At 63.1% G+C, this 15,537-nt stretch carries 17 protein-coding genes; 9 read left to right on the top strand and 8 right to left on the bottom strand.

Annotation, left to right across the window (positions count from 1 at the left end; genetic code table 11):
- Positions 1–11: 11 nt before the first annotated feature.
- Genes E5222_RS12125 through E5222_RS12115 form a run of 3 tightly spaced genes read left to right on the top strand, consistent with a single transcriptional unit; the run spans position 12 to position 2,547 of the window.
- Positions 12–1,055 carry a hypothetical protein gene (locus tag E5222_RS12125; RefSeq protein ID WP_136694057.1) on the top strand — a complete coding sequence of 348 codons (1,044 nt, stop codon included), beginning with the start codon at positions 12–14 and terminating at the stop codon, positions 1,053–1,055.
- Positions 1,052–1,534 carry a hypothetical protein gene (locus E5222_RS12120; RefSeq protein ID WP_211196148.1) on the top strand — a complete coding sequence of 161 codons (483 nt, stop codon included), beginning with the start codon at positions 1,052–1,054 and terminating at the stop codon, positions 1,532–1,534. Before E5222_RS12125 ends, E5222_RS12120 begins: the two co-directional genes overlap by 4 nt.
- Positions 1,535–1,575: 41 nt before the next feature.
- On the top strand, positions 1,576–2,547 hold the full coding sequence (locus E5222_RS12115; protein ID WP_136694056.1) for a DUF8021 domain-containing protein: 972 nt from the start codon (positions 1,576–1,578) through the stop codon (positions 2,545–2,547).
- Between the two features lie 84 nt (positions 2,548–2,631).
- Here the strand turns inward: E5222_RS12115 and E5222_RS16570 are convergent, their stop codons facing one another.
- Complete coding sequence (locus tag E5222_RS16570) at positions 2,632–3,147, bottom strand: DUF1097 domain-containing protein (protein ID WP_169053576.1); 516 nt, start codon at positions 3,145–3,147, stop codon at positions 2,632–2,634.
- Positions 3,148–3,409: 262 nt separating this feature from the next.
- Between E5222_RS16570 and E5222_RS12105 the strand changes: the two genes are divergently transcribed.
- Complete coding sequence (locus E5222_RS12105) at positions 3,410–3,982, top strand: nuclear transport factor 2 family protein (protein ID WP_136694054.1); 573 nt, start codon at positions 3,410–3,412, stop codon at positions 3,980–3,982.
- 3 nt (positions 3,983–3,985) lie between these two features.
- Here E5222_RS12105 and E5222_RS12100 read toward each other — a convergent pair whose 3' ends face one another.
- The 5 genes from E5222_RS12100 to E5222_RS12080 all read right to left on the bottom strand — a co-directional run bounded on the left by E5222_RS12100 (position 3,986) and on the right by E5222_RS12080 (position 8,079).
- Positions 3,986–4,606, bottom strand: a complete 621-nt coding sequence (locus E5222_RS12100) for a GyrI-like domain-containing protein (protein ID WP_136694053.1) — start codon at positions 4,604–4,606, stop codon at positions 3,986–3,988.
- 37 nt (positions 4,607–4,643) lie between these two features.
- Positions 4,644–5,174: a DUF3237 domain-containing protein gene (locus tag E5222_RS12095; protein WP_136694052.1), complete on the bottom strand. Its 531-nt coding sequence runs from the start codon at positions 5,172–5,174 to the stop codon at positions 4,644–4,646.
- 7 nt (positions 5,175–5,181) lie between these two features.
- Entirely contained in the window at positions 5,182–5,934 is a 753-nt protein-coding gene (locus E5222_RS12090; protein ID WP_136694051.1) for an SDR family oxidoreductase, read from the bottom strand.
- Between the two features lie 109 nt (positions 5,935–6,043).
- Positions 6,044–6,433 carry a nuclear transport factor 2 family protein gene (locus E5222_RS12085; RefSeq protein WP_136694050.1) on the bottom strand — a complete coding sequence of 130 codons (390 nt, stop codon included), beginning with the start codon at positions 6,431–6,433 and terminating at the stop codon, positions 6,044–6,046.
- Positions 6,430–8,079 carry a GMC family oxidoreductase gene (locus tag E5222_RS12080; protein WP_136694049.1) on the bottom strand — a complete coding sequence of 550 codons (1,650 nt, stop codon included), beginning with the start codon at positions 8,077–8,079 and terminating at the stop codon, positions 6,430–6,432. Before E5222_RS12080 ends, E5222_RS12085 begins: the two co-directional genes overlap by 4 nt.
- 170 nt (positions 8,080–8,249) lie before the next feature.
- Here E5222_RS12080 and E5222_RS12075 point away from each other — a divergent pair, with 170 nt between their 5' ends.
- The 4 genes from E5222_RS12075 to E5222_RS12060 all read left to right on the top strand — a co-directional run bounded on the left by E5222_RS12075 (position 8,250) and on the right by E5222_RS12060 (position 12,194).
- On the top strand, positions 8,250–9,182 hold the full coding sequence (locus E5222_RS12075) for a DUF8021 domain-containing protein (RefSeq protein WP_136694048.1): 933 nt from the start codon (positions 8,250–8,252) through the stop codon (positions 9,180–9,182).
- A gap of 27 nt (positions 9,183–9,209) precedes the next feature.
- Entirely contained in the window at positions 9,210–10,220 is a 1,011-nt protein-coding gene (locus E5222_RS12070; protein WP_136694047.1) for a DUF8021 domain-containing protein, read from the top strand.
- Between the two features lie 86 nt (positions 10,221–10,306).
- The gene (locus E5222_RS12065) at positions 10,307–11,431 is read left to right on the top strand and encodes a cobalamin-independent methionine synthase II family protein (RefSeq protein WP_246021744.1); all 1,125 of its coding nucleotides are present in this window, start codon (positions 10,307–10,309) and stop codon (positions 11,429–11,431) included.
- 1 nt (position 11,432) lies between these two features.
- Positions 11,433–12,194, top strand: coding sequence for an IclR family transcriptional regulator (locus E5222_RS12060; RefSeq protein WP_136694045.1), 762 nt, complete (start codon positions 11,433–11,435; stop codon positions 12,192–12,194).
- Between the two features lie 102 nt (positions 12,195–12,296).
- On the opposite strand, the gene desA is transcribed toward E5222_RS12060, so the two are convergent.
- Positions 12,297–13,721 carry a syringate O-demethylase gene (gene desA / locus E5222_RS12055; RefSeq protein WP_136694044.1) on the bottom strand — a complete coding sequence of 475 codons (1,425 nt, stop codon included), beginning with the start codon at positions 13,719–13,721 and terminating at the stop codon, positions 12,297–12,299.
- A 33-nt stretch (positions 13,722–13,754) separates the two neighbouring features.
- Entirely contained in the window at positions 13,755–14,456 is a 702-nt protein-coding gene (locus E5222_RS12050) for an alpha/beta fold hydrolase (protein ID WP_136694043.1), read from the bottom strand.
- Positions 14,457–14,651: 195 nt separating this feature from the next.
- On the opposite strand from E5222_RS12050, the gene E5222_RS12045 reads away from it, so the two are divergent.
- Positions 14,652–15,524, top strand: a complete 873-nt coding sequence (locus E5222_RS12045; protein WP_136694042.1) for a methylenetetrahydrofolate reductase — start codon at positions 14,652–14,654, stop codon at positions 15,522–15,524.
- The last annotated feature ends 13 nt before the right edge of the window (positions 15,525–15,537 follow it).

Raw genomic sequence — 15,537 nt, 5'->3', positions numbered from 1 at the left:
GGAGAGATGCGATGAAGACTCATGTTTTCGCCGCCGCGCTGGTTTTGTCGCTTGGTGCGGCGATGCCCGCCGCTGCGCAATTCACCCAGGAGGAAGAGGACGCCATGATGGAGGCGCGCTTCGACGCGCCGCCTGCCGGGTGGGAAGTTCCGCGTACCGACTGGGACGACCCGGACCTGCGCGGAAAATGGCCGATCGATTACCTCGCCGGAACGCCGCGTACGCGCCCGCCGCAACTCGGCGACCGCCGCTTCCTGACCGATGAGGAATATCAAGCTGCGTTCCGGACCGCCGAGAGCATGATCGAGCGCTACGACGAGGAAGACGAAGCGAACATGATGGCCATGGGCCATTGGAACGAACGCGGCCATCCGCTGCGCCAGACCTCGCTCACCATGGAACCGGCCAATGGCCAGATGCCGCCGCGCACCGCGGAAGGCGAGCGGCGCGCTGCCAATGAGAAGACCAGCTGGAACACCTATGTCTTTGACACGATGGACGATTTCGGCGTTTTCGACCGCTGCCTGACCCGAGGAATGCCGGGCTCCATGCTGCCCGGCGCCTATAATATGGGGATCGAGATCTTCCAGTCGCCCGGCCTGGTGGCGATCACCGTGGAGATGATCCACGAGACGCGCATGGTCTATCTCGACGGGCGCGATCCGCCACCTGCCGATGTGCAGTTCGACCTCGGCTATTCCATCGGCCATTGGGAAGGCGATACGCTGGTGATCGAGACGACCAATTTCCGGCCGATGATGTCCGGCGGGAACAGCGAGCAGATGCGCGTTGTCGAGCACCTGACCATGAAGAACCAGGACCAGATTCATTACGAAGCATGGGTCGAGGATCCGGTCGTGCTGACGGGCCCGTACAAACTCGACTTCCCGTGGGTCCGCAATGACGATTACGGCATGTATGAATATGCCTGCCACGAAGGGAACGTGCAGGTGCGCGGCTACATCATGTCCACCTCCGCGCGGTTTGCGGAGGAGCGCGCGGCGACCTGGCGCGCCCGTGGTGAAGAACCTGAATCGGGTGTCCCCGTCCGGTGAGTTCGACAGCACAGCAAACGGGCGAGGAGCTTCCCGAAGCTCTGCCGGGCCCAACCATCAAATGGATTTACCACCTCAGCCGCATCATCTTCGGCGGCTGGTGGGTCTATTCGGGCGTCATGCCCTTCATCGACCCGGCGTGGCAGCCGCTGGGGCAGGAACAGGCGGCGCGCGATTTCAGCATCGCGATGATCGACAGCGGCCTGATGACCTGGGTGAAAGTGGCGGAGATCGTGCTCGGCCTGCTGATCCTCGCCAACCGCATGATGCCTTTTGCCGTCATCGCGATCGTGCCGATCAACTTCGTGATCCTCTACTGGAACTTCGTGCTCGACGAAGGGACGGTGGAATACACGTTCGGCGCGCTAACGATCTTCTTCAACGCCGTGCTCATCTGGCCCTGGCGCCGCTATTACTGGCGGCTGTTCAGCTGGCGAGGCAAGCCCGATTTCTCGACGGAGCCGGGCATTCAGGACTGACGCTTTCACACGCATTTGCATTCAATGGGGGAGAGGAATTGATGCGGAAATGGACTGGGCTGCTCGCAGCCACGGCGACCATCGCGCTGGCCACACCGGCGCTGGCGAACAACCACGCAGCGCCCGTTTGCGACCGCGACTGCCTGATCGCGCTGGGTGAGGCTTACGCGCAGGCGCTGATCGCTGACGAGCCGGGCGCGGTGCAATGGGCGGCGGGTGCAGTGGTGATGGAAGCGCTGGAGCCGATCACGGCGGGCGACGGCGCGTTCGATACGATCACCGGCGATGGCGATGACCATTACCTCGTCACCGTGCCCGATCCGGTCAGCCGACAAGTGGGAGTGCTGCGCATGATGGTGGAAGGCGATGCGCCGGTGCTGGTCGGCTTCCGCCTGCAGCTCAATGAAGCAGGCGTGATCGAGGAGGCTGAACACCTGATCGCCCGCGACCTTTCCGAAGGGCAGCTGGAGAATTTGCAGAAGGCGCGTAAGGGCCTGCAGCGCAAAGTCCCCGAAGCATGGGCGGATTCACGCGGCCGCCTGATCTGGCTGGGTGAGAGCTATTACGATGCGCTGGACCGCAACAATTCGAACTATTCGAACATGGCCGACGATTGCGTGCGGCATGAGAACGGCTTCCAGACCGCGCGCAACAGTTTCACCCGGCCGGGCGATGAGGAGAGCGCGTTCTCCTATCTCGGCGGGCTGGGCTGCGCGGCGCAGATGGACACGAATATGTGGGAATATATCGACACGATCGAGAACCGCCGGGTCGAAATCGCCGATACCGAAACGGGGCTGGTCTGGGGGATGAGCCATTTCCACCACGACATGGCGGAAGAAACGACACCGCTGATCAATGTGCCCTTCTCGACCGAACGCGACATGAGCCGCTTCGACGCTTTCGATATGCCCGCGATCCACATCTACAAGGTCTGGGGCGGCGCGATCCATGAAATCGAGGCGCTGGGCGTGGTGATGCCCTACCAGTCGGCGCACAGTTTCGAAGACTGATCGCGACCGACGCGCATCGCGAACGAAAAAGGGGCGGGAGGATCGATCCTCCCGCCCCCTTCTTTTTCATCACCATCGCGTGGCTCAGTCGCCCGCGGCGGCTTCCTTCGTCAACGCACCAGCCAGCTTCTCCGATACGATACCGAAGAGCGCGCCGATGATGACCGAAACCACGGTGGGCACGAACGCGCCGACCGGGTCCATCCCCTCTTCGCCCGCCATCAAGAACGTGGCACCCGCCACAGCCGCAAAGCCATAGACGCTGGCCGGGATCGTCGCCAGCAGCGGAATCTTGCTGGCCAGGCAGATTACGAAGGCGCCAAGACCCACGGCCACCGGCCCTGCGAAGTCGCCCAGACCCGCCAGCGGGCCCATCAGCGCCACTATAGCCGCCACGCCGACCGCTGCGCCAAAGGTCATGCCGGCAATGGCCGTGGTCATACCCTTCATGCCAGCACCCGAATGGAAATGGCACCCCCAAGCGATGAAGCTAACCCACACCAAGCCCGGCAGAAAGCCCGCCAACGGAACACCGAACAGCCAGGTATCGACCACGGCCAGCAGGCCGACGGACACGGCAAGCGCAAGATATGCAGACATGAAATTCCCCTCCAGACGATTGATTATCGTTCTCTCCCCGCGCCGGATCGGTCCGGCGACAGGCGCGCAGGGTAATTCAACCGTCCCCCCCGGTAAATAGCGGCGGAAGTGGATAACTTGTGCTGCGCTTCTTTGGTGCAGTAAACATCTGTTTCTCAATGCTTTCCATCCTTCCCCTCTATCCCGAACACCACGATCACGCGCAAACTTGCGATTCTGCGCGGCGCTGGCATGATCGCGGGTGAGAGAGGGAGAAACAGCCATGAAAGCCATCACCATTTCCGCCGCCGCACTCGCCGCGGTAACGCTTGCCGCATGCGGCAGCGTCGAAGTCTCGAACGAAGTCGATCCGGCCATGCAGGAGGTCATGGACCGCGTCGCGATCGAGGACATGGTCACCGAATATTACGCGCATCTCGGCGGCGGCGATGCGAGCGCCTTCGACGAATATTTCACCGAGGACGCGATCTTCGACGTCAACGGCATCGTCGCCAATGGCCGCGCGGAGATCGAGGAAATCTATGCAGGGATCGGCGAGGATGCGACCAGTGCCAGCAATGGCGGCGGGCAGTTCCACATGATCCTGTCCAACCCGGTGATCGAGGTCGATGGCGACGCCGCCACCGCCAGCTTCATCTGGACCGGCATCCGCAACGCCGACATTTCCGCGCCGCCCGTCTTCGTCGAACAGGGCCGCGAATATGACAAGCTGGTCAAGGTCGATGGCCAGTGGAAATTCCAGCACCGCGTAGTGATCGCCGAAAGCGGGCTGCCGGAAAACCAGTATGAGGACTGGACCCCGCGCCTCGATTTCAGCTTCGACGATATGGAGTGAGGGTCACACCGGCTTCACCGGCTGCCTGAGCACCGTCTTCAGCTTCTCCGGCGCGCTGCGGCGCGGGTCGGAAAGGTATATCTCGTGGTGATGGCCGTTAAAGGTCAGCCCGTGTTCGGGCATGATCCGGTTGTGCAGCGCGTCCAGCTTCGGTCCTTCTTCCGAGAATGGGCCGAGGTGGAGGTGCTGCATGCATAGCCCTTCCTCCAGCGCCTCCATGCGCACCTTGCCAAAGTCGAGATCGGGCTTCTTCTTCGCCTGTGCGGCCTGTGCCGCATCGACATGAGCCTGCGTGATCCAGGCAGGTAGCATCAGCATCAGAGTCCAGCGCCACTCCTCGCGCCGATCGGGGTGGGTATAGGCGCTGAAGTCGTCGGCCCACCACAGGCCCTCTAGCGGCGGCACGCCGTAATCGCGCCCCAGCTCCAGCTTGCTATGGAACTTGGTGCCGTAAGCTGCGGGATAGAGCACTTCCAGCGCGGCCACATATTCCGGTCCGCCGGGCGCGCCCTTTCCATCCACCATCAGGTAGGCGAAGGCCGGAAGAGTGATCTCCTCCCAGTCCTTCTTCGAACCGGTGAAATAGCTCTTCAGTTCGCGCTTGAGATCGACCTTGTCCGCCATGGCCAGTTCCTCCCGGCCGTGGATCCTAGCACACAGGTCAGGTCAGCGCGTAGTAGCGCAGGCGGTTGCCGTCGCTCTTCCTCTCGCCAACGCCGATGAAGACATGCTTGGTCAGCCAGTCATGCTTTCCCACCGGGCATTCGAAGGTGGTGCTGGAGCGCAGGTAATATTCCTCATGCGCGACGGGATCGCCATTGGCGAAGGCCCAGTCGCGCAGGCGCTGCATCGTGTCAGGCTTGCGGCCCCAGAGGTGGCCCTTGTTCTCCAGCAGGATCACCGTGCCATCCTCCTCCTCGAGCAAATAGCGCGCATCGAAACAGGCGACGTCGTCGGGGCGGAAATAGGCATAGTCGCCTCCCGATCCGGGAATGGCGCGGCCCTTCAGGTGCGGGCCTTCGAAGGTCCCGCCTTTCACCAGCACTGCGCTGCGCATGCCGCCGCGCGGAACGGGGGCCATGGAATAGACTTCGGGGAATTGCAGCCGCACTTCCATCACGAATTCCATGCGCGGATTGTCGAGCGCGGAATAGGGCGGCTGGAAAGGCGTGGTGTCGGAGAATTCGGTCATTGTCGGCTCAACTCAAGTTGATCAGGCCACCATCCACGAGGATGTCTTCCCCGGTGATGAAGCTCGCTTCGTCGCTGGCGAGGAAGAGCACGGCACGCGCCACTTCCTCACTCTCGCCCATGCGGTGCATGGGGATGTTCTGGATCATCATTTCCTTCAGCCGCGCGACGTCGTCCGGTCCCATGCCGGGATTGCGGTGGAGCAGCGGCGTGTCGATCGGGCCGGGGCTGACCATGTTAAGACGGATCTTCCGGGGCAGCAGCTCCCTGGCGAAGACCTTCATCGCCATGGCAAGGCCCGCCTTGGCCGCGGCGTAGGTGCCATTGCCTTCCAGCGGCCCATGCGCGCCGATCGAGCCGGTGACGACGATGGAGCCGCCCTCGCCCATGATCCGCACCGCCTTTTGCAGCGCGAAGACGCAGCCTTTCAGGTTGATGCCGTGGACGAAGTCCCAGTCATCCTCGGTAATGCCTTCCAGCGGCGCGAAGCCGCCGACGCCGGCATTGATATAGAGCACGTCGATCCGGCCATCGGCCTGTTCGACCTTCGCCACCACCTCCTCGGTGGAAGCGATATCGGCGATGTCGGACTGGTAGCCGGTCGCGCCGGGAATGGAGGCGACCGCCTCGTCGATCGTTTCCTGGTTGCGGCCGGTCAGGTGGACCTTCGCCCCTTCGGCCGCAAAGGCCTGCGCAGCAGCGAGGCCCATGCCTGAATTGCCGCCGAGTACCAGGACGATCTTGTTGGCGAACCTGTTCATTCCGTATCCTTTCCCGTCATTGCGAACGAAGTGAAGCAATCCAGGGCGTCACGCGATACGCAATGGATTGCCGCGTCGCCTTCGGCTCCTCGCAATGACGAACCTCCATCTAAAACACCGAATTGGGGTTCGGCCCGCCTTCGACCACATCCTGCATTACGTCCCAATGCTCGGCGATCAGCCCGTCCTGCACGCGGAAGATATCGATCACCGCCCAGCCGAGATCGCCTTCATGACGGCGCACATGGTAATGTACGGTCACATGGTCGCCATCGACGAAGGCGCGCTTCACATCGTGAACGGCCTCAGGCGTTTCCGCCTTGATCATGTCGAGAAATGCCTTCAGCGCATCGCGACCCGGCGGGGCGAGCTGGCTGTGCTGGATATAATCGGGCGAGACGAAGCGATCGACCGCACCGGAATCCATCGGGTTCAGCACATGCTCGAACATGCCGAGCACGAGGTCGAGATTGGCCTGCTCCTGTTCGGTGCGGCTCATGCCGCGGCCATCCGCGCCGGGATCTCGTCAGCGGGCAGCTTGCGGCCGCGCATCGCATCGGCGGCCTTTTCCGCGACCATGATCGTGGGAAGGTTAGTGTTGCCGCCCGGCACGGTGGGCATCACGCTGGCATCGACCACGCGCAGGCCCTCCACGCCGATCACGCGGCATTCCTCATCAACCACGCTGCGTTCGCCCATGCCCATGGCGCATGTGCTGGTGGGATGCTGCGCGGTGTAGCAGGTGGCACGTATCAGGGCGTCGAGCTCCGCGTCGCTTTCCGCCCCGGCGGTCGGCGCGCGCTCATCGCCCACCAGCTGGCCCAGCGGGTCGCTGCGATAGATGCGCCGCGCGGTGCGGATCGCCCGGCGCATCTGTTCGAGGTCCGCCTCCTCGCTCATCAGGTTGAGCGTGACTGCCGCTTCTTGCAGCGGATCGTCGCTCTTCAGCTCCACCCGGCCGCGGCTTTCGGGATGCAGCTGCACCACGCCCGCCCAGAAGACATGCTCCTGTTCGGGCTTGATCAGCGGGAACCAGGTCTGCGCGTCGAAGCGGATCGGGTTGACCATGATCTGCATGTCGGGCCGCTCGAGATGGTCGGCAGTGCGCACCACCACGTTGCAGCTGTTGAGCTGGCTCGCCATCGTTCCCTTGCCCGTCAGCGCCCAGCGCACGGCATTGATGGCGAGGCGATCCCAGCGCAGCTGGCGCAGGAAGGTGACGGGCTTGTTGGCCTTGAATTCAAGGCTGGCGGTGGGATGCTCCTGCAGGTTCCGGCCCACGCCCGCGCTGTCATGCAGCACCTCGATGCCAAAGCTGCGCAGATGCTCTGCCGCGCCGATGCCCGACAGCATCAGCAAATGCGGCGAGTTATAGGTGCCGCCCGAGAGGACGACTTCCTTGCGCGCGCGGACCTGCTGCGGGCCATCGGAGGTGTGCAGTTCCACACCCACCGCGCGCTTGCCCTCGAAGATCACACGAGTGACCTGCGCATTCTGCCGCACATCGAGGTTCCGGCGCGAAAGGGCGGGCTTGATATAGGCGCTGGCGGCGCTGACACGGCGGCCCTTGTCGTCGACCGATTGCTCGCCCTGCGCAAACCCCTCCGGCACCGGGCCGCCCAAGTCGTCGGTAGGGGCAAAGCCCGCATTGGCAGCGGTCTGCATCACCACGTCATGCAACACATGGGGCGAATCGATCGGGCGGATGCGCACCGGACCGTCACTCCCGTGATAGGGGCTCTCACCCCGCCAGCTGTCTTCCAGCTTGCGGAAATAGGGCAGGCAGTCGGCATAGGACCAGCCGCGCGCACCCATTTGCGCCCACTGATCGTAATCCGCCGGATGGCCGCGCATGGCGAACATACCGTTGATCGATCCGGAGCCGCCCATCACCCGCCCGCGCGGCAGCGGCATGCGGCGATTGTCAAGGTGCGGCTCTTCCTCGGTCCAGTAGTTCCAGTTGAACTGCGGCCTGGTCATCGCGCGCAGGAAGCCCAGCGGCATCTGGATGAAGGGGTGGTCGTCGCTGCCGCCCGCTTCCAGCAGCAAGACATTGTCCTTGCCATCCTCGCTCAGCCGCGCGGCCATCACGCAGCCCGCGCTGCCGCCGCCCACGACGATGTAATCGAATGCTGCCTCGCTCATTCCAGGACCTTCCTCTGCCTGCCGCCTTGCTAACGATCGTTACGATTGCGTGCAAGCAGCGTGGCCCGGCCAATCGCTCTCCTATGCGAAGCGCTTGCCAAGATTGCCAAGCGGAGTCACATTCCCCGGCGGGAAGAGATGGAGGGGACTCGATGGCAAGGGGAATTGCCGTGGCTACTGCATTGGTGGCCGCCACGCTTGCATCGCAACAGGCAAGCGCGCAGATCGGCGCCGAATGCGACCGCGAATGCCTGATCGGCATGATGGATGCCTATTTCGATGCGCTCGAAACGCATGATTCAGGCCGCCTCACGCTCAGCAACGACATTAAATATACCGAGAATGGTGTGACGCTGGCCCTGACAGACGGGCTCTGGAACACGGTGCAGGCACAGCCCAGCTACCGCTTCGACGTTGCCGATCCCGTGAACGGGGAGGTCGCCGCTCTCGCCATCATCAATGAGAATGGCAACCAGAACAATATGTCGATCCGCCTGCGGGTGGAGAACCGCCGGATCACCGAAATCGAGAACCTGGTGGTGCGCAATATCACCAGCGGTGGCAGTGCCGGGGCGTTCGTGACGGTGGAGCGGACCGAAGTCCTGCCGATCTTCAACCGCATAGAGCCCGAAGACACCCGCGTGCCTCGTCACAAATTGCAGGAGGCAGCCGATCGCTATTTCCGCGGCATCGAATCCGAAGTGACGGCCGGCGCAACACCGTTCCATCCGGATTGCCAGCGCATGGAGAACAATAGCTGGACGGCCAATTCTCCAGACGGAGGATCGAACGAGATGGCGAAGCTCGATTGCGCCGCGCAGTTCGATACCGGCTTCCAGACCATCGTCACCAATATCCGCGCGCGCCGTTTCCCGGTGATCGATGAGGAGCGCCAGCTGGTGTATGCGCTCGGCTTCTTCGACCACGCGGGAACCGTGCCTGCCTATGCCGAGCCTAGCGGGGAGGCGCAGGCCGCAAGCGGCGCTTTCGCCCAGCCCTTCAGCTTCATCATCGCCGAGGTTTTCAAGCTGGAGGACGGAAAGCTCCGCCAGATCGAGGCGGTGCTGACAACGGTGCCCTATGGCATGCCCAGCGGGTGGTAGAACAATATTCGTCTTGGGAGAGATGACATGAAGACCATGCTGAAATTTTCCGCCGCCCTGCTTGCGGCAACCGCTATGAGTGCTTGCGCCGATAGCGGCGGCGAGGATGAGGCCGCGCCCGTTTGCGACCGCGAATGCCTGATCGGCCTTGCGGCCAGCTATGTCGCCGGGCTGGAAAGCAACAATGCCGGCACCGTCGCATTCTCCGACGAGGTGCGCATCGTCGAGAACCTCCAGCGCATCAATGCCGGCGAGGGCCTGTGGGCCGAGATCACCGGCGCAGGCACCAACTTCTCCGTCGTGGTCCCGGACGAGGTGAAGCAGACGGTCGGCTGGATAGGCATGGTCGAACGCGAGGGCGAGCCTACCGTGGTCGCACTGCGGCTGAAGCTCGATCCGGCAGGCTCCATCGTCGAGGCGGAGCATCTCTTTGCCGCGGTGAACACGGAATCGCCCTTTGGCGGCCCTTCCCCGCTCGGCAATTTGCAGACACCGCGCGCCGGGCTGCTGGCTGTGGTGCCCGAAGCGGACCGCAAGAGCGAGGCGGAACTGATCGCCCTCGGCGCCACCTATTACGATGCGCTGGATGACAATGACGGATCGCTGATGCCCTTCGCGCCTGACTGCCAGCGGCATGAGAACGGCATCGAAACCGCAGGACCGGGAGAGAGCCAGGGCAATTTCGGGAATAGCGAACATCCGGTTGCCCGCGATTGCGCCGGACAGCTTACCTCCAACACGATGGCCTATATCACCACGATCGATAACCGGCGGGTCTTCGCCGCCGATCCGGTCACCGGTCTGGTCATGGGCCTGTCCCACTTCCGCCATCCGATGGATTTCGAGCCCTATCCGGTCACCGCGATGGACGGGACGGTGACCATGCGTTCGGCGGATGAAGGCATGTTCGCCGACCTCGGCCCGTTCGACCTTCCCGCCGCGCATATCTTCAAGGTGGGCGCGGACGGGCTGGTGCACGAGATCGAGGCGATGGGTTTCACCACCGATTACAACGCGCCCACCGGTTGGGAGGAGTGACGCCTGCTGGAGCGCCCGGTCTTTCATACTTGCGTTGAATTCGCATATATGAAATGACTGGCGTTCCAGAAGGAGCGCATTCCCCAGTGATTGAAACTACCCATGTCGGCAGCCTTCCGCGCGGCGACAAGCTCGTGCCGCTGCTGCTCGCCCGCGACAAGGGCGAACCCTACGATGAAGCCGAGTTCGACCGCGTGGTGCAGGAAGCGATCGATGACGCCGTGCGCCGGCAGGTGGAGGCGGGCGTCTCCATCGTCAGCGACGGCGAGCTCGGCAAGGTCGGCTATTCGACCTATATCATCGAACGGCTTTCGGGCTTCGGCGGACATACGCCAAGGAAGCCCGCGATGGACCTCGCGCAAGTGCCCGAGCTGGCGAAGAAGCTTAGCGCGATCATGGGCAGCCAGGAGTTCACCCGCGCCAGCGCGATCGACAAGGTTGAGCTGGTCAACCTCCAACCGCTGCATGACGATATTCGCCGCTTCAAATCCGCGCTGGAGAAGCATGGGCAGGACGTGAAGGCCTTCCTCAACACTGCTTCCCCCGGCCTCATCACCGCGTTCCAGCCGAACCAGTATTATCCCAGCCACGAGGCCTATCTCGCCGATCTCGTCGCCGCGATGCGCCCCGAATATGAGGCGATTGCCGAGGCCGGGTTCCAGGTGCAGTTCGACTGCCCCGACCTCGCGATGAGCCGCCACACGGGCTATCAGGACATGAGCGAAGCGGAATTCCTCGCCACCATCCAGGCCAATGTCGATGCGCTGAACGAGGCGACCGCGAACATCCCGCCGGAACAGATGCGCATGCATGTGTGCTGGGGCAATTACGAAGGCCCGCACGATTACGACATCCCGCTGGAGGTGATTATCGACGTGGTCCTCTCCGCCCGTCCGGCTACCATCCTGTTCGAGCATGCGAATCCGCGTCACGAGCATGAATGGAAGGTCTGGCGCGATACGGACATTACCGGCAAGATCCTAGCCCCCGGCTTTATCGACAGCTGCTCCAACTACATCGAAACGCCCGAACTGATCGCCCAGCGGATCGAGCGCTTTGCCGAATTCGCGGGCAAGGAGCGGGTGATCGCCAGCAGCGATTGCGGCTTCGGCACCTTCGCCGGCTACGGCAAGATCGATCCTTCGGTCGCATGGAAGAAACTCGCAAACCTGCGCGCGGGCGCGGATATCGCGGAGGAGCGGATCGGCTGACATGGCAAGCGAAGCAGGCCCCGGCGCAAGCAGTTCGCAGGTCAAGTCGGCCACGCGCACGCTCGACATCATCGAATATGTGGTGGCGCATAATCGCCCGCTGGTGGCGCAGGAAATCGCCACTGCGCTGGGCATTCCCGTCTCCAGCCTCAGCTACCTGCTCTCCACGCTTGTCGACCGGCAATATTTGGTTCGCGACGGCCGCCGCTATTCCGCCGGACCCGGCCTTGCCCGCCTGCAGGCCTCCACCGAAAGCTTTACGCTGGCCGACCGCGCCGCGCCGCTTGTGCGCACCCTGCGCGTGCAGCTGGACGAGACGACCAGCTTCTTCATCCGCGTGGATTGGGAGATCGAGGCGATCGTGACCGAGAGCAGCGAACAGGCCTTGCGCTATTCGGTGCCGCAGGGCCGCCGCCTGCCCATGCATGCGCTGGCGGCCGGCAAGGTGCTGCTCGCCGCGCTCGAACCCGAAGAGCTCGAGCGCTATTTTGCAGAGACAGAGCGCGCACCCTTTACCAATCATACGGTCACCGACGAACCGACGCTGCGCAAACAGCTGGACGAGGCACGCAAGACCGGTTTTGCGATGACCGACGAGGAGTTCTCGCTCGGCATCGTGGGCATCGGACGGCTGGTGACCATGGACGGCGCGCCCGTCGGCTCGCTCTCGGTCGCCGTGCCCAAGGTGCGCTTTACCGACGACCTGCACGCACGCGTGGCCGACCTGCTCGATCGCACGGCGAGCCTGCTCGAGGATAGCTGAGAACGCCTGCCGGTCGCTTGCAACCGGCTCCAGACATCATTGCAAAGCAAAAGGGGCGGCCACTCGCGTGACCGCCCCTTTCTGTGTCGGGTGTGGAACCGATCAGACGTTCTTGCCAACGCCCTCTGCGCGCCAGCTGTCGGCATAGGCCGTACGGGCGACGTTCGAGTACGGAACCGGGCTGATCACGGCAGTGATCTCGGTCTGGACGTGCGGCTCGACAGTCGGCTTGGTGGTGCCGCCATTCGGCTCGCCCCACACCAGCTTCACTTCCTTGCCCATTTCGACCTCATCGGGATCGATCATGGCGAGGGTGAGCATCTTGCCTTCGTTCGAGCTGTAGCCGACCCAGGTCGACACGCCGATGAACTTGCCGTCCTTCGTGCGCACTTCGTCGAACGGGTGCATCGCGTAAACGGCGCTCGGGAATTCGAAGTACTTCGCACGGTCGCCTTCGGCATAAAGCGAGGACAGGACGCGCATCATGTCTTCATTGTCGAGAGCCAGCGTGACCTTCTGCTTGTGCTTCTGGTTGGCCATCTTCTCGAGAGCTTCGCGGCCGACGAAGTCGTGGTCGAACTTCACGATGTGGCCGTATCCGATATCCCACGGCGTGAGGTAGTAACCCTCGATGCTGTCGGGAACATAGGAACCGCCGATCGAGCACATGCCGGCATAGGACTTGTCCGAAGACCAGGCGCGGAAGTCCTTCATCATCTGCGAATCGCCGGTGTAGAAAGCGGGCAGCGGCGAAGGCAGCCAGCCGGATTCCAGCGTGTTCGAGGAGTAGGCGCGGCCGCCCACCAGCTCCAGGCCAAAGCCCTTGCCGGCTTCGACCAGCGCGCTGTGCACGGCTTCGTAATCGGCCCAGGGACCGAACAGTTCGTAACCCGGCTGACCGGCCATGCCGTGGCGAAGGGCGATCACGTCCTTACCATTGATGCCGACATGCGCCATGTTGAAGAACTTCAGGTCCGGCGGGGTCTGGCCCATCGCCTTTTCCAGGATCGACATGGCGTTGGGGCCCTGCAGCTGGAAGCGATAGTTCTTGCGGACACCGTCGGTACGCATCGCGGTGCGTTCGTCACGCTCCACGGTCACGTTCCACTTGGAACCGTCGGGCTTGGGATACTGGGCGTGGAATTCGACCCATTCGATGGCGGGCGCACGGCCGACCAGGGAGAATTCGTTCTCGTCCAGATAGAACAGGATCACGTCGCCGATGACATAACCGTCCGGGGTGACCGGGACGTACTGCTTGGCCTTGTTGACGGCGAAGTTCTTGAAGCTGTTGATGGCAGTGTATTCGAGCAGCGCCATGGCTTCGGGGCCGCGCACATAGAGCTCGACCATGTGATAGGACTGGTTGAACAGCACCGCGCTCTTGGCCCAGCCGCGCTGTTCCTTGCGCCAGTTGGAATATTCGGCGGGGACGCCCGGATAGACGTTCGGGCCGACCTGCTGGTTACGCAGGAAATCGACGACGTTGGACTGCGCGTCCAGCTTCGACTGCAGATTGTTACTCATGCTACTCCCTCTCCTAGAGGCTTTCAGGGTTGATCAGGATGCCGGCGTTTCAAGCCAGCGGGTGATGGCTTCGTTGACCGCAACAGGTGCTTCCATCTGGATCATGTGTCCGGCACCGGGAACGATAACGAGATGCGAATTGGGGATCGCCGCGGCGATCTCTTCATGCTGCGCGGGCGGAGCCCATGTATCGAGCGCGCCCGTCATCACCAGCGTCGGGCAGGTGATCTTCGGCAAGAGGTCGGCAACGTCGGGGCGGGTGACCAGCGCATTGATCTGCGCGTCGAACACGTCCTGCCCCATTTTCATGCACATCTCCCACATGGGCGGGTAGATGGATGGGTCCGTGCGGTTCTGTTCGGCGACCATGGGCGGCAGCCAGTCATCGACCAGTGCCTTGAATCCATTGTCATGACCCACAGCCTTCAGCGCCTCGCGCTTGGCAGGCTCGTCCTTGCCGACCGGATGGATGCCGGTGGAGACGAGGGCCAGCCGCCGCACGCGTTCGGGCGCCTGACGATAGACTTCCAGCGCCACGCGGCCGCCCATCGAATGGCCGAACAGGTCGAATTGCTCCGCCCCCAGCCGGTCCGCATCGGCGAGCGCGATTCGCGCCATTTCGGGCAGCGAGTCGGCCAATCCGTATGAATCCACTGCATGCGAATCCGCAAAGGCCGCGGTTTGCGGGGCATAGATGCTCGCATCGCAAATCAGGCCAGGCAGGAAAATCAGCATGAAAGGACCATGAGAAAGACGGGGACTCGGTGTATTGTTCGCTCTTATGAAAATTTCGTCTATACGAATAAAACCCATTGCGCTAGGGGGTTTTGCGACAGCGCCCTACGGGCGTTAAGAGCCCCAATTCGCGCCCCCGGGCGCTATGGTCATGCCGCCGCGCCATGCGCGCGCGAGTCGAGAGGAGAGAATGCGATGAGCTATGCCGCGATCCACCCGAACTGGGAAAAGAATGCCGAGAACATGGTGGACGGCTATTCGCTGGAAATGACGGCCAAGGAGATCGAAGGGCTGCGCGAAGCTGCCCCGCTGATCCGCCCGAACACGCAGGTCGCCGTCACCTTCCTGCCCGGTGAGGAACTGGAACAGCGCGTCGAAGCCGCCGTGCTGGTGCGTGAGCTTGGCTTCGAGCCGATCGTCCACCTCTCTGCCCGCCGCATCGAGAGCGAGGAACAGCTCGACTGGTACCTGGGCGAAATCACCAAGAAGGCGCAAGTGAAGCGCGTCTTCATCATCGCCGGTGACCCGCCCGAGCCCGAAGGCCCCTATTCCGATTCGCTGCAGATCATCGAAACCGGCCTGCTGGAAAAGCACGGCATCGAGATCGTCGGCGTCGGCGGCCACCCGGAAGGCCATCCGAACAACACCCCTGCCGAACTGTGGGACTGGATGGAACGCAAGATCGCAGCCGTCCGCGCCCATGGCATGACCCCGCTGGTGGTCACCCAGTTCGCTTTCGACGATGACGCGATCGTCGCCTGGCTCGCCGAAATGCGCGAGCGCGGCATCGACGTGCCCGTGCGCCTTGGCGTTCCCGGCCCGGCCGGCATCAAGCGCCTGCTCGGCTTCGCCAAACGCTGCGGCGTTGGCGCCTCCGCCTCCGTCATGAAGAAGTACGGCATCAGCCTGACCAATTTGATCGGCAGCGCCGGTCCGGACAAGCTGGTCGACTCGCTCAACAGCAAGCTGGGTGAGCAGCACGGCCGCGTGCGCCTGCACTTCTACCCCTTCGGCGCGCTGACCGCGTCCGCCGAATGGATCAACGCCTACCACGCCAAGCACAGCTGAGCCGCCGGCTCCC

Origin of the sequence: Alteraurantiacibacter aquimixticola, assembly GCF_004965515.1 — a bacterium.
GTDB classification, from domain to species: Bacteria; Pseudomonadota; Alphaproteobacteria; order Sphingomonadales; family Sphingomonadaceae; genus Alteraurantiacibacter; species Alteraurantiacibacter aquimixticola.
The sequence above is the reverse complement of the archived record's forward strand: the minus strand, read 5'-3'. Positions and strand labels throughout refer to the sequence as shown.